At 42.9% G+C, this 14,160-nt stretch carries 9 protein-coding genes; all 9 read right to left on the bottom strand.

Annotated elements, in window-relative coordinates:
- Positions 1 to 38: 38 nt before the first annotated feature.
- Positions 39 to 1,280, bottom strand: a complete 1,242-nt coding sequence (locus tag HMPREF2926_RS02845; protein ID WP_070586367.1) for an aminopeptidase — start codon at positions 1,278 to 1,280, stop codon at positions 39 to 41.
- Between the two features lie 364 nt (positions 1,281 to 1,644).
- Positions 1,645 to 4,497 (bottom strand): AAA family ATPase, encoded by a 2,853-nt coding sequence (locus HMPREF2926_RS02840; RefSeq protein WP_070586366.1) that lies wholly within the window; start codon positions 4,495 to 4,497, stop codon positions 1,645 to 1,647.
- 150 nt (positions 4,498 to 4,647) lie between these two features.
- Positions 4,648 to 4,797, bottom strand: coding sequence for a hypothetical protein (locus tag HMPREF2926_RS10895; RefSeq protein WP_003010006.1), 150 nt, complete (start codon positions 4,795 to 4,797; stop codon positions 4,648 to 4,650).
- Between the two features lie 17 nt (positions 4,798 to 4,814).
- A complete protein-coding gene (locus HMPREF2926_RS02835) occupies positions 4,815 to 9,209 on the bottom strand; it encodes a PolC-type DNA polymerase III (RefSeq protein WP_070586370.1) in 4,395 nt (1,464 codons plus the stop codon).
- Positions 9,210 to 9,410: 201 nt separating this feature from the next.
- Positions 9,411 to 9,713, bottom strand: coding sequence for a DUF3592 domain-containing protein (locus tag HMPREF2926_RS11275; protein ID WP_256263009.1), 303 nt, complete (start codon positions 9,711 to 9,713; stop codon positions 9,411 to 9,413).
- 246 nt (positions 9,714 to 9,959) lie between these two features.
- Entirely contained in the window at positions 9,960 to 10,514 is a 555-nt protein-coding gene (locus HMPREF2926_RS02825; protein WP_070586365.1) for a hypothetical protein, read from the bottom strand.
- 166 nt (positions 10,515 to 10,680) lie between these two features.
- Positions 10,681 to 11,031, bottom strand: a complete 351-nt coding sequence (locus tag HMPREF2926_RS02820) for a hypothetical protein (protein WP_070586364.1) — start codon at positions 11,029 to 11,031, stop codon at positions 10,681 to 10,683.
- A 4-nt stretch (positions 11,032 to 11,035) separates the two neighbouring features.
- Positions 11,036 to 11,989: a hypothetical protein gene (locus HMPREF2926_RS02815; protein WP_070586363.1), complete on the bottom strand. Its 954-nt coding sequence runs from the start codon at positions 11,987 to 11,989 to the stop codon at positions 11,036 to 11,038.
- Positions 11,989 to 14,157: a hypothetical protein gene (locus HMPREF2926_RS02810; RefSeq protein ID WP_070586362.1), complete on the bottom strand. Its 2,169-nt coding sequence runs from the start codon at positions 14,155 to 14,157 to the stop codon at positions 11,989 to 11,991. Before HMPREF2926_RS02810 ends, HMPREF2926_RS02815 begins: the two co-directional genes overlap by 1 nt.
- Positions 14,158 to 14,160 lie beyond the last annotated feature (3 nt).

The raw sequence follows: 14,160 nt of genomic DNA, 5'->3' as shown, positions 1-14,160 counted from the left end.
AATCAAACTCTTCGAGTTACTGATTTCTGTTTTGCTCCCTATATTGCCCAATCTCCGTTGCGGAAGACTGGGACGCGGGTGCCGTCTTCTCGGATGCCGTCAATATCCATTTGGCTTGAGCCGATCATGAAGTCGACGTGGACGTCTGAGCGGTTGAGGCCGGCTGCTTCGAGTTCTTCTTCTGTAAACTCTGCACCACCTTCTACGCTGGTAGCATAGGCTGCTCCGATGGCCAAGTGGTTAGAGGCGTTTTCATCAAAGAGGGTATTAAAGAAGGTAATACCTGATTGGGAAATTGGGCTTGGATCTGGTACGAGGGCACATTCACCCAAGGCACGCGCTCCCTTGTTTTTGAAGACCAAATCTTTCATGACTTGATCGCCTTTTTCTGCTGTGATATCTACGATTTCTCCATTTTCAAAGGTCACTTTGATGCCTTCGATGATGTTTCCGTTGTAGCTAAGCGGTTTTGTAGAAGTTACATAACCTTCAGCACGGCGGAAGTCAGGAGCTGTGAAGACCTCTTCTGTCGGCATGTTTGGCAAGAAGCTTTCACCTTGAGCATTGATGGCTCCGGCAGATTCCCAGACATGGTTTTTCGGCAAGCCAAGAGTCAAGTCTGTTCCTGGTGCTGTGTAGTGAAGGGCTGAGAATTGTTCCTTATTCAGTGTATCTGCCTTGCTCTTGAGAATAGCTGCATGCTCTTCCCAAGCCTTGACTGGATCTTCCTCATACACTCGGCAGGTCTTGAAGATTTGATCCCATAGGAGATCCACTGCTTCTTCATCACTCGCCGCATTTGGGAAGACCTTTTTCGCCCACTCTAAACCTGCTGCTGCAGCAACGGTCCAGCTGACCTTGTTGGATTGAGTAGCGATGCGCATTGGTTTCATGGCCATGCCCAAAGCCTTAGCAGAAGCAGAAAGCTTCTCTGCATCAACGCCGTTTAAAGCACCTGGATCAGAGGAACGCACACCCAAGCGACTGGCCTTGTGTTCCAAGAGGTAGTTCATCTCTGCAATCTTGTAGTCAGGCACGTTGTCCAAGCGATCCATCGGTGCATGGAGGAATTTTTCCCGGGTAGTAAAATCATCTGCCCATTGGATGATCACTTCATGCGCCCCCAAGGCATAGGCCTCCTTCACAATCAAGTGGGCCAATTCTCTTTGTTCCACATCGATGTTCAAAGCCAAGGTATGGCCTGGTTGCACGTTGATGCCGTTCGCCACCAACAATTTAGCGTATTTTTCGAGGTTTTCTTTAAAATTTGGTAAAACCATTGTTTTCTCCTTCATAAGTGAATGATCTCTTCTTAGTATACCATAAGTCCATGTAGAATTCTTTTAGAACGTAAACGACCTTTTTTAATATAAGATAGGTTAAGTGATTCTGAAAAGAAATAAAAATGAGTCCTTTTTAGAACAAATCAAGAAATACCGAAACTTTCCGCTGTGAGAAAAGTGCCTGAAACAATAACGTTTCAGGCACTCGGAATTATTGAGACCTTAGGCTCAATAATTAGTCATGGAACTTCGTAGAAGTTCGCTGACGTCCGTACTCACCTAAGGAAAGTTTCTAAGAAGACTTTGTCTTCAACTGAAAGGATTCCGCTCCTACAGAATCCTTTTTCTTGTTCCTTCTAGCTTAAGGAAGAACATAGCCTTGATCATCTACCGTATGGGGATGTTCAGTATTGCCATTCTCCCTCAAGGCTTCCAAATCTTGATCCAAAATCGAATTGTAATCCGTACTACCTTCACGGGTTACTCGCGTCGATACTTGGCGCAAGAGTTTTTCATTAAGATTGCGGACCCAGCGACCATTACTATGGTCATTAGCACGCATATAATTTTCTCTGACGATCTCTCCATAAAGAGCTTCATTGACTTGGTAGCCTTGCTTGCGCAATCCCAACAGACCGATCTCGACAATCTCATCTGGACTATAGTCTTCAAAGTCAAATGTAGTCGGGATCCGGCTTTGCAGACCTGAATTGACCTGCAAGAAGTCGTGCATCTCTTTCGTGTATCCGGCAAAGATAATCACGATATCACGGCGGTGGTCCTCCATAAATTTGAGGATTTCATCCAAAGCTTCCTTCCCAAAATCATCATTTGAACCGGTAAAGAGCGTATAGGCCTCATCGATAAAGAGGACACCACCTAGCGCGCTTTCTAGGACTTCGCGCGTCTTCAGGGCTGTTTGACCTTGGTAGCCTCCAACCAGATTGCTCCGAGAAACTTCGATGAATTTTTTCTGATTGATCACCCCTTTTTGGAAGAGGATATTGCCTAAAATGCGGGCAACAGTAGTCTTCCCTGTACCGGGATTTCCAAGAAAGAGGGAGTGCAAGGTCGTATCTTCGACGATGCCACCTTGTTCAGCCCGTTTTTGATTGAACTCAGCCATGGCCACGAATTGTTCCACTTGCTCTTTCACCTTGGCAATGCCAACTAAACGGTTGAGGGCAGCCATTCCATCTTCTTCCTTATCGGCTCCTGCTTGATACTTACCTTGGTTAAGGACAGCATCGATATCGCTATTGAGGATGGTCTCAATATCGTCAGAACCTTGGGCCACCACCCGATCTGCCATGGTCTTGGTCAATTGCTCATCCAGGTTCCGGATCCAGCGACCATTGCTCTTATCTAGCGAGCCATCATAAGCCCGCTTAACATGCCGCGCATAGTAATCCCGGTCTTCGAGTTTGTAGTCTCCTTTGCTTAAGATCATTTCACCTAGTTGGACAATCTCATCTCCTGTGAAATCTTCAAAGATGAAATTATTTGGTACCCGAGAACGGAGGCCTGGATTGGTCTTTAAGAACTCTTCCATTTCCTTGGTATAGCCGGCAAAGATGATCATGATATCATCGCGATTGTCCTCCATAAATTTGAGGATGGTATTGATCGCCTCGATCCCAAAGTCCGCACCGCTGTCCTTTTTATCCAAGCTATAGGCTTCATCAATAAAAAGGATTCCTCCTCGCGCTTTTTCAAGCAGGGCTTGGGTCTGTTCAGCTGTTCCTCCAATATTCGAAGAGATCAGATCGGACTCCGTTGCTTCCACGAAACGGAATTCTTCCCCTGAGAGAACACCCGCATCAAAGAGCACTTGTCCCAATAGACGGGCCACAGTGGTTTTCCCTGTACCAGGGTTTCCCATAAAGGCCGCATGGAGTGTTTGCTTTTCAGGTGCCTTGCCACTGGCGATTCGTTTCTTGTTAAATTCCACCATGTTGATCATTTTCTTGATCTCATGTTTGACTTTTTCAAGACCAATCAGGCTATTGAGTTCTTGAAGAGCATCTTGTTTCTTCTCTGGTCCAGAGTCTCTTGCGGTAGTTGGAGCCACCGTTGCATCCGTCGTCTGTCCCGTAGGAACGACTTGCGCATTGCCCTTAGCCACTTCTCTGCCAACAAGATAGTCACAGTCATCCTCGATTTCCTTGGTCAGATCACGCGCATCGCCCTGCCTATAGGTCACGGTGTCCACCTTCGCAAAGGCTCCACCTTGAAGCCGTATATTAGGATCCGCAATCTTATGACAAATCATATGCTCAGCCATCAGCACACCATCATCAAAAACTCCAAATGAAATGGTTTGAGTATTCTCATTCAGGAAGGTCGTTTCCCCAGTCAGGGAAGCAAAGGATTCTTCATAGACGCATAAAAATTCTGTAAATGTAGCCTGGTGAGCTCGGATCATACTATTGAATGAATTGATGGAGGTCATACGATCCGAATCCGAATTGAATTGAACATTATTGTCAAGACAGACTCCAGTCCCAGTAGGCAACTCAATTTTACAGTTTTCAGACTCCCAGATGACATTTCTCAACCAAACTGGTGGAAAATCCTTTTCCAGATCCCCGCCTGTAATCGTTGAATTTTTTGCGATCACTTCTGAGTCCTTGGCATGGATGGTATTATTCCCAAATTTTTCAATATGGACATTTTCTAAGGCCAATTTAGATCCTTCTGACAGATCGATCTTAGAAAAGATCGTTGAATTTTGAATGGACAATTCCGAAGCTGACATTCCGATGACACTTTGGTGTTTTTCCGGAACCTTCATCCCAACTCCATCCAATGTCATTTTCGAATGCGTATCCATATAGATAAAAAATTCACTATTTGTCGGAGTGGTGATTTCAAAATAGACCTGTTTACAGGTGATAGCCGACTCATTCCATAAGGTCAAGGCAGTATAGTTCCCACCAACTTTAAACCACAGATCTTCAAACGTCACCTGAGCTCCCTCTACAAATCGGAAAGAAGCCTCAATCGTGTTGTTAAACATGCGCCCATTACCATTTGGATTTGGGACCACATGCCCCACAAAATGAAGGCTCTTGTTGATCACAATCACCTCATCTGTCGGCCATTGAAAGACATACCCATTTTCAAACTCGATGGTATCTCCATCCTGCGCTTTTTCAACCGCATCCATAAAGTTCCAACTATTGTTGTAAGGCCCTACTAAATATCTTGCCACGCGCTTCTCCTTTGTTTCATCTTTTCTGTTTCCTTGTTATAAACACTTGTTACTAAAAATTGTAACACAATCCAGTGCCAAAGAAAACACTTATCAGATCTGAAAAGACTGAAAAACCTCTATTTTCAAAAGGAAAATAGAGGCTGTCAGTTAATCTTTCAAGGCTGAAAATAAGCCGGCTAGAGCAATTGCTCCTGAGAGCATGGCAGTGGAAAGGAGCAGCACATTGTCTGCCACTTCTAGCTTGTACTCAAAGACTTTTTCAGCTGGTTTGTCTTCTGCAAAAATTTCTACCTTCATATTCTTCTCCTTTGTTTCTAGAACAAATCATCAAAGAGGCTCAACTGGTTATCCTCTGGCATATTGCCAAGAATGCCCATCTCATCCATCTTTTCAACCAGGGTGGACGAAACACCACCACGCTTCCGGAGCTCGGTCTTAGAAAGGAATTCTCCTTCTTCACGCGCTCGCACGATTTGCTTGGCGACGTTCTCTCCCAGACCATCCATAGCGACAAATGGTGGAATCAGGGTATCCCCATCGATCAAGAATTCTGTCGCCTGACTGCGATAGAGGTCTAGTTTGCCAAACTTGAAGCCCCGCTCCCACATCTCATTGACAATCTCAAGGGTGGTGTAGAGGTCAATCTCTACATTGGAAGCTTCGTTGTTCTTGCGTTTCTCAGAGATTTCTTTCATCCGCGCTTTCACGGCCTCAAGGCCTGCACCCATGGTCTTGATGTCAAAGGCCTTGGCCCGAATCGAGAAGTAAGCACAGTAGTAATAAAGTGGATGATGCACTTTAAAGTAGGCCACACGAAGGGCCATCATAACATAGGCCGCGGCATGGGCTTTAGGGAACATGTACTTGATCTTCCCACAGGACTCGATGTACCATTCAGGGACATTGTTTTCCTTCATGGCTTGGATGTAACCGTTGCGCTCTTCTTCTGAGATCTTGAGCCACATCCCTTTCCGAACGCGCTCCATGATGGTAAAGGCCATCTTAGGCTTGAGCCCCGCGTGCATGAGGTAAACCATGATGTCGTCCCGACACCCGATAACGGTCGATAGATCGGCAATGCCCGCCTTGATCAAGTCTTGGGCATTTCCCAACCACACGTCGGTTCCGTGAGACAGACCAGAGAGCTGAAGCAACTCTGCGAAGGTCGTCGGATGGGTCTCTTCGACCATGCCCCGAACAAAGTTGGTCCCAAACTCTGGAATCCCCAACATTCCTGTCGGCGTTCCAATCTGCTCAGCTGTCACCCCTAGCACTTCTGTCCCAGAAAAGAGGGCCATAACCCCTGGATCATCCATAGGAATATCATTTGGATCAATGCCTGACAAGTCCTGGAGCTTACGAATCATGGTCGGATCATCATGTCCCAGGACATCGAGCTTGAGGACGTTCTCATCGATATCGTGGAAGTTAAAGTGGGTGGTCTGCCATTCAGCTGTCACATCGTCTGCCGGATACTGGACCGGAGTAAAGTCATAGACATCCATATAGTTTGGAATAACAACGATTCCCCCTGGGTGCTGACCGGTCGTCCGTTTGACCCCAGCTGCACCGAGAGCTAAGCGTTCGACCTCGGCATCTCGGTAATACTTGCCAAAATCACGCTCATAGCCCTTGACAAAACCATAGGCGGTCTTAGCTGCGACCGTACCTACCGTTCCTGCCCGGAAGGCATATTCTTCCCCAAAGATATCCCGGACATCCAAGTGGGCACTCGGCTGGTCTTCCCCAGAGAAGTTCAAATCGATATCGGGTACCTTGTCCCCATCAAAACCAAGGAAGGTTTCAAAAGGAATATCCTGCCCGTTTTTGCTGAGCTTGTGGCCACAGTCTGGACAATCCTTGTCCGGCATATCAAAACCAGATCCATAAGAACCATCGGTGATGAATTCACTATACTGGCACTGGCTGCAGACATAGTGAGGCGAAAGCGGATTAACCTCAGTGATCCCAATCATAGTCGCTACAAAGCTGGATCCGACAGATCCACGCGATCCAACCAAGTAGCCCCGCTCATTGGAACGGTGCACCAGCATCTGTGAAGCCAGATAAATCACGGCAAAGCCATTCCCCAAGATGGAGGTCAATTCCTTTTCAATCCGCAGATCGACAATATCAGGGAGTGGATCACCATAGATTTCAAAGGCTCGCTTATAGGTCAATTCCGCAACTGTTTCTTCGGCCTTGTCGATAAATGGCGTATAGAGGTCACCCTTGACCACTTCGACCGGCTCAAAGGTCTCTGCGAGTGCATTGGTGTTTTCAATAACAATCTTGCGCGCCAAGTCTTCTCCCAAAAAGGCGAATTCATCCAGCATTTCATTGGTAGTTCTGAAATGCGCTTTTGGCAGTGGCGCTGGCTGGGCATCTTCTCCATGCCCAATGGTCCGGTTGATCATGGCCCCTTGACCGAGACTGCGGACAATGATCTCCCGATAGATCTCATCTTCCGGCTCCAGATAGTGGACATTTCCTGTCGCAAGAACAGGCTTGCCGAGACGATCCCCCACTTCAATCAAGCTCTTGATTATGGTCTGGAGCTCGTCCATGTCCTTGACCTGCTCCTTGGCAATGAGAGGTGCATAGATAGCCGGTGGCATAACCTCGATAAAGTCGTAATACTTGGCCACTTCGACCGCCGCATCCACACCTTGCGACATGACGGCATCAAAAACTTCCCCTTCTGAGCAGGCCGATCCGAGGATCAAGCCCTCGCGGTGGGCGTCCAGCACGGTCTTGGGAATCCGTGGGACTCCTTCGAAATACTTGGTCCCAGAAAGTGAAACCAGTTTAAACATGTTCTTAAGGCCAGTCTGATTCTTGACATAGAGGGTCGCATGCTTAACCCGCGCCTTCTTATAAGAATTCTCATCGATCAAATCGATATTCAGATCCTTGAGATTGGTCACCCCGTGCTTTTCAGCGACATCTTTGATGAAAATAAAGAGCAGGCGCCCCGTCGCTTCCGCATCGTAGTTGGCCATGTGGTGGTGCTCCAAGCCTACCCCAAAGCGCTTGGTCAATGGCCCTAATCCATGCCGTTTAAAATCTGGATAGAGGTTACGGGCAAATTCCAGGGTATCGATGACCGGCTGGGTGATCTTGGGAAGGCCATGACGTTCATAGTTGGCATTCATGAAGCCCACGTCAAAGGTGGCATTGTGAGCGACAAGAACGGTTCCCTCACAGAAGGCCTGAAATTCCTTCAAGACCTGCACCAGGGGTTTAGCCCCACGGACATGCTCATTGGTGATCCCTGTCAATTGGGTCGTAAAGGCCGACAAAGGATGGCCCGGATCGATAAACTCGTCAAACTCCTCAATGACATTGCCCTTGTACATCTTAGAAGCAGCGACCTGGATCAAGTCATTGTAAATGGCTGAAAGTCCCGTCGTTTCCACGTCAAAGACCACATAAGTCGCTTCATTAAGGTCCAGATCCACCTCGTTATAGGTGATGGGCACTTTGTCTTCTACGATATTAGCTTCCATCCCATAGATCAGCTGAATCCCAGCTTTCTTGGCCGCTTTAAAGCCATGTGGGAAGCTCTGTACATTGCCATGGTCAGTGATAGCCACCGCCTTGTGGCCCCACTCAGCTGCCTTGGCGATCAGCTCTTCGACTTCCGGCAGGGCATCCATCGTCGACATATTGGTATGGGCGTGAAATTCCACCCGACGCTCGCCTTCTGGCATCAGGTCCTTGCGGGCATAATGCACGACTTCCTGGATGTCTTGGACATTCATGGTCAAGTCGCGCGTGAAATTGTTCATTTCGATATTTCCCCGCACCCGTAGCCAGCTGTTCTTCTTGATCATGTCAAACTTCTGGGCTTCTTCCTCATTTTTAACCCATTTCTGAAGGGAAAAACTCGAGGTATAGTCGGTCATCTTAAAGCTGATCAAGACCCGACCGGTCCGCGTCACCTTGTGCTCCACGTCAAAGACCACACCCTCAAAGACAATCCGGTTCTCTTCTGTCGTAATCTCGACCATCGGAGTGATCTCAGCCTTGTCTAGCTTCGGTTTAGCCGCCGCCTTCTTAGCCTTGAAATCAAAGGCAGGCTTTTCTTCAACTGCTGGTGGCGGAGCCATCTGGGCCAAGGATTCCATGGCCCGCAAGGTCTCTTCATTGGCCGCTTGGAAGATCTTTTCATTTTCCTGCTCAAAGCGCGCCACTTCTTGCTCTGTCAACTCTTCATCAGACTCCACCCGACAGGTGAAATGCGGAAAACCAAAGGCTTCCAACTGCTTGGCAAGATTGGGCAAATGGTTCTTACGGAAATGCTCTGTATCGACCGAAGAAGGCCCAGAGATGATCAATTCCTGCCCTTCCGCGCGCACCTGCAAGTCTTGGTAAAGCCCCTTAAAGCCTTGACTCGCGCAAGGGCCATCCTCAAAGACCTCCCGGTAGTAGGCCTGCAATAAATCCGCAGAAAAATCCTGATTGGCCACTTGGATGGTAAAGGTCGCCTGGTTTCCCGTCTTTGAAAATTCGTCCTTCAAGCGCTGGCGCAATTCCTTAAACAAAGCAATCGGCAAGACTTCCGCAAAAGCAAAGCGGAACTCCCAAACCCGACTGACCTTGTGCACCACGACTTCTTGAATCTCCGCATGCAAAAAGGCACTGGAAGATCGCATCTCCAGCGGCATATCCAGCTGATCCATTAAAATTTCAAAGGTGTTGGACATTGTTTCTCCCTTGATCTTGATTCTTTTGCTCGCTTTTGACTGACCTATTTTATAGCTGGAAAACAGACCATTCAAAAACATTCGTAACCCTTATTTTATCACAATTTAAGGATTAATTCGAGGGAGAAGTGAAGACGAAAAAATCACCGGTCTAGCGGTGATTTCTCCCCATGTTTCATTTCTTCAGTTAGGGCTGATCCATCATTTATACTTCATCCCCATGATAATGGCCACAACTGCCAAAATAGGCAATAATATCAACATCCAGATTCCAATCCACATTTCCCGCTTATAAGATTTATCTAGCCCACTATAGCGTTCAACGTATGATTCTTTTGGACAAGCTGGATTATACCAGACCGTCATCTTCGATCCCAATGGAAAAGCATCTTGAAAAAGATTTCCCTTTGAGACTGTAGAATTGGTGTAGACGGTTATCCTTTGCGCCATCAAATCGATGTCACTAGCCGCTTGATTCGTTTTCCAAGGAAATGTTGCCCGCACCACTCAATAATATTTCAGGCTATTTCGATAGGTCTGACCATCCACTCTATATTCTACAATTGGAGCCGCTACAATTTGTGTCCTCTTATAGCCAACTACCACTCCCTCAACGCTCTTTGACGAGAGGGTCTTAATCCTAACTTCTCTTCTATAAAAATGTCCAAAAAATAGTACGGTAAACAAAGGAAATCCAATAACAGCCACAGCAATGACTAGAAGTATTCTGATATCGGGCATGTCCATCACCTACTTCATCATAATGTCTGTGATACTCAGACTCATCTTCGTTTCATCCGATATCTTCTCTACGATCGAGCTTTGTTCACTCGTCAAAGGCAGCAACAAGAGAGTCGCTGATTGGGTCGGTAACTTAGGATTGTTCGATAGACTATACTGAACCACTTGATCTTGGTAAACAGATTGGCCATCATAACTCCAGCTAATTTTAAATGTTGCATCATGGTCAATATTCGTTGTAGTTTTATTGACCAACATAAATACTGCATATTCCTGTTGTTCTACAGTATAGGTGCTCCCTGTATAATATACAGTGATATCCCCTTGATCACCAACTTCCGGATGCTCCTTAACTAACTTCTTCCCCAGTTCCATCAAATCCGATGTTTTTCCTTCAAATTGAGGCGCGACTACAAATTTCAAGCCCTTTTCCTCTTTAGCAGACGAGGAGGCCTTTGTACTTTTCTCGATTTTACTTGCGGTTGACTCCTTGGCCTCTTTTTTCAGCTGAGCACAAGCTGTTAAAACAAGAACACTCGTCAGCAATACCATCATCTTTTTCATGTATCATTTCCCTTCTTTTATGATTGAGTTGGATTTAAAAATATTTTCTACTATCATACCCGAGATTACTTTGAGAATCAAATTAATTGCTAGGTGGAGAGAGTTGAAGGAATGAAAAAGAGAGAACCAGGTGGTTCTCTCTAGTTTAATGAAGGATGCAGTAAAATTAAATCTGACCATAGAAAATATTCTTACGAACTTCGTCACTCATTTTTGACCTAAAATTTTGTCCTTCTCTATAGTCTTTTACATCACCTTTTCCTTCAATTCTTGATGCTAAGAATGAATCTGTATCTTCAAATGCTGTAGCTACTTGATCTAAATAGTCGTTAAAACTTACAATTGTCTCTTGAATAGTGCCAGCAGTTTCTTTAAATCCATTGAAACATTCTTCTAATTTCGCTTTAGAATCATCTTCAACAATCAATCCAATCCCAGATCCAAAATTTATAAATGCATCATCAAATTTCGCCTTAACATTTTTTATATTTTCAGGTTTAATATTCTTTTTACTCATTTTCCTACTCCTGTTTTGGATGGGTCTTTATCCATGAAACAAACTCGTCATACGAGTGAATTTGTGTTTTTTCCCCAGTTGTTTCATCTGTGGCATACAATTCCATGACTTCTTGACCTTCCGGCGCAAACCAATGAATGATTTTATCAAACCATTCGCGTTCATTGTATTGTTTAGGACGGAAATATAATCCACCTAGATATTTCATCTGTTTTTCTAACTCTGGATATAATTTGGCAAAGTTAGAACCAGAAATATTTATTTGAGACGGATTAAAATTCATTGGATAAATTAAATTTACGTTTCTTGAAAGATTATACTTTGCTAGATTATCGTCGATCTGTTCAGAGATCCCACCCCTATCCCAATCATATTTTTGGTTAAAATATAGTTTTTGTTCTCTGTCAATCTTCTCCATTTCACTTTCAGAAATATCTTTAACTTTCTCTCCGCTAGCAGAAACTAATACAGATCTAATATCATGACCTGCTATATCGTACATATTTAGTTTCTCCAAATTCAGTGTCAGGTAATCATCGTCATTTTGTAAATAACTATAAGGAATATTATGAACAGAACGGTATAAATTATTTTTCCCAAGTAATTCATATAAATTAAATTTAACAATTTTTCCTTTATCATGTACACTATAACTAATAATTTGGAAATATTCTTCACTCCCAATTGGAGGAGTTTTTTTTAAATTAGTAGTATCAAGCGTATGCGAAGAAAAAGTTGTAACATAATTCTGACCAAATAAAACAACACCGTCTAAATAGTTATCGACAGCCACAAAAACAAATTTATCATTGTCCAATAATTTTATTTCCCTAATTTTTGAAGGAGTTTCATTTCTATAAATTTTTTCTGAGGAATTTTTATATTTGAAAAAAATTATACTACCAACAATAAGCATAATTAGGAATATAAGTAACCTAGCCTTATTTTTGTTTCGCATTATGAATTCTCCTGTTTTATTCCGAAATTAGAATCATTCGTACTTAATCCATACGGATCCCATTTAAGATAATTTTCTCTTTGAACTATTCTAGATTTCTTTTGTACAAACATATTATCTAATTTAGTTAGTCCTTCATAAATATTTGATGAAGTTACGTTATTTACTCCTATATTTCCTTTATTAGTAAACAAATCAAAAGTATTTTGAGTTAATAATCTTTCATTTTTTTCATCCTTTGGATTATCAATATTGTTTGTTGATGCAATTTCCTTCATAGTTCTCTCATACTCTTTAATAGAACTTATCTTTTTAGAGATGTCTCCTTCAGTATTGTGGTATACAAACGTTTTTAGTCCATTCTTTTCTAAATCATAAATCTTCATATTCGCTTGCAAGTCATAAGTTAGATCATATTTTACAAATTTATCTTTAGAATTACCTGTTAGATGACGTCCACCTGTATCAAAGATACTGCCCGCTAGAAATTGCTCACGTTTTGTTATTCTCTGATCATATTCATAATATTTTTCTAAATGATCTGAAAGCGTTGAAGAATCTGACATTTTCTCTCCCACTTTTTTCTTGTAGAGATCTGAAAAAGTTACAGTTCCTGCTTTATCTCCAAAATTTAGACTTGAACTAAGATTATTCTCAATTCTAACGCTAGAAGAAATTAAATCCAGTATTTTACCCGAACCAGGAATAAAAGAACCTATGGCCATTTTAGCTAAATCAACTGCAAATAAAGCTGCCTCTTTATCCCGTTTCTCTCTTAACTCACGAATTTCAGATATTGCTTCAGCATTTTGAACTCCACTACCCGCATTGAAAAATTCTGTTGAATAGCTTTCATCTCTACGAATTCCCATAGAATCAGGCGCTGAGATATTAAACTCAAAACCATTTTTCTCATTAAACGTTAATCCACTTAAAACAATAGATGTATCTAGTGACATATTTGAGCCCATGGAAGGATAAACCTTCTTTGACTTTCCAATGCCCACTACGTACAGTGATTCAAATAAACTTGTTAAAACCCCAGCACGTTTTATGTGTTCATTAAATCCTTCAAGCTGAGGTTGGATTTTAAGTTTCTCCGCTTCATAATTCTTAAATTCACTTTCACTATCGTTAGTTTTAGGAAAATCAGGAACTAGAGCCTTTGCCAATTCAGTTATTGTTTGAGCATATCTATCTCCAGCCAAGACTAAATTCTCAAAATAAGTTTTCGCTTTTTCTTGGTCTTGATTAGCAATTGCTTGAATATAAGTACGAAGATTTTCCATTGCAGGACTCTTATCTTCTTTCACATTTGAAAATTCTTTATTAACTCGGTTATAAACAATATCCATCATTGCATGGCTAACTTTTGTCGTATCTACACTTCCCAGTGCTGTAAAAAATCCTGTTGAAGTGCTATAACCTTGTTCTCCTAAAACAACTTTAAGAACTTTAGCATCTCCTTCATTCTGTATAGAATCCAGAAAATCCATATTTTGTTCATTTAAATAACCTTTGGAGATTAAATCCATTGCTGTATTTAAACTAAAACTACTGATAAATCTTGCGTTATCTAATGTTGCTTTCACACCAACCAAACGTTCACTTACCACAGTTAAACCACTAATAAATTGCTTTAAATTATTCTCTAATTCATCATGAGTTTTCTGACGTTCATCTCCATGTCTTGCTAAATTCATTGCTATGGAGTGAGCACGTGCTCCCGCATCTCTTGTAAATTCAATTGCTCCTGGTTCTAGGGCTAGCGCTTTACTTGCTGTTTGAATTGCCATATCAAGATCTTCACTTTTTTCCAAAAACTCTTTACTTTTTGTTTCCCCTAACCATGTCTTAATACTTTGAATATCTGTTGCTTTTGTTTTTACCACTTCAGAAGAAAAACCAGCTGCCGTTAATCCTGCTTCATATTTAAGGACTGCCTCACTATATAATTCTAATGTTAATGGATATGAATCATGTAATGTTTGAGATAAAGAATTCAACTTTGCTATAAAGGCTTTAATGGCATCTGCCTCTTGCCCCGTCACTTTTGCTTCAATTTTCCTCTGAACAGATGATATCTGACTTCGGTACTCTACTGCAGCTTCTTTTGTTTTATTACCGTGATCAAGTAATCCACTTTTTGAAATAACTGTAACGGTCATAAA

Origin of the sequence: Streptococcus sp. HMSC078D09 (genome assembly GCF_001813675.1) — a bacterium.
GTDB lineage: Bacteria > Bacillota > Bacilli > Lactobacillales > Streptococcaceae > Streptococcus.
Note: the sequence above shows the minus strand (reverse complement) of the source record. Positions and strands in the feature narration are given on the sequence as shown.

What these genes read in the sequence shown, in the direction of transcription:
- HMPREF2926_RS02815 (WP_070586363.1), bottom strand. Translation starts at nt 11,989, where the DNA reads ATGCGAAACAAAAATAAGGCTAGGTTACTTATATTCCTAATTATGCTT.
- HMPREF2926_RS10895 (WP_003010006.1), bottom strand. Translation starts at nt 4,797, where the DNA reads ATGAAGGTAGAAATTTTTGCAGAAGACAAACCAGCTGAAAAAGTCTTT.
- HMPREF2926_RS02810 (WP_070586362.1), bottom strand. Translation starts at nt 14,157, where the DNA reads ATGACCGTTACAGTTATTTCAAAAAGTGGATTACTTGATCACGGTAAT.
- HMPREF2926_RS02820 (WP_070586364.1), bottom strand. Translation starts at nt 11,031, where the DNA reads ATGAGTAAAAAGAATATTAAACCTGAAAATATAAAAAATGTTAAGGCG.
- HMPREF2926_RS02825 (WP_070586365.1), bottom strand. Translation starts at nt 10,514, where the DNA reads ATGAAAAAGATGATGGTATTGCTGACGAGTGTTCTTGTTTTAACAGCT.
- HMPREF2926_RS02835 (WP_070586370.1), bottom strand. Translation starts at nt 9,209, where the DNA reads ATGTCCAACACCTTTGAAATTTTAATGGATCAGCTGGATATGCCGCTG.
- HMPREF2926_RS02845 (WP_070586367.1), bottom strand. Translation starts at nt 1,280, where the DNA reads ATGGTTTTACCAAATTTTAAAGAAAACCTCGAAAAATACGCTAAATTG.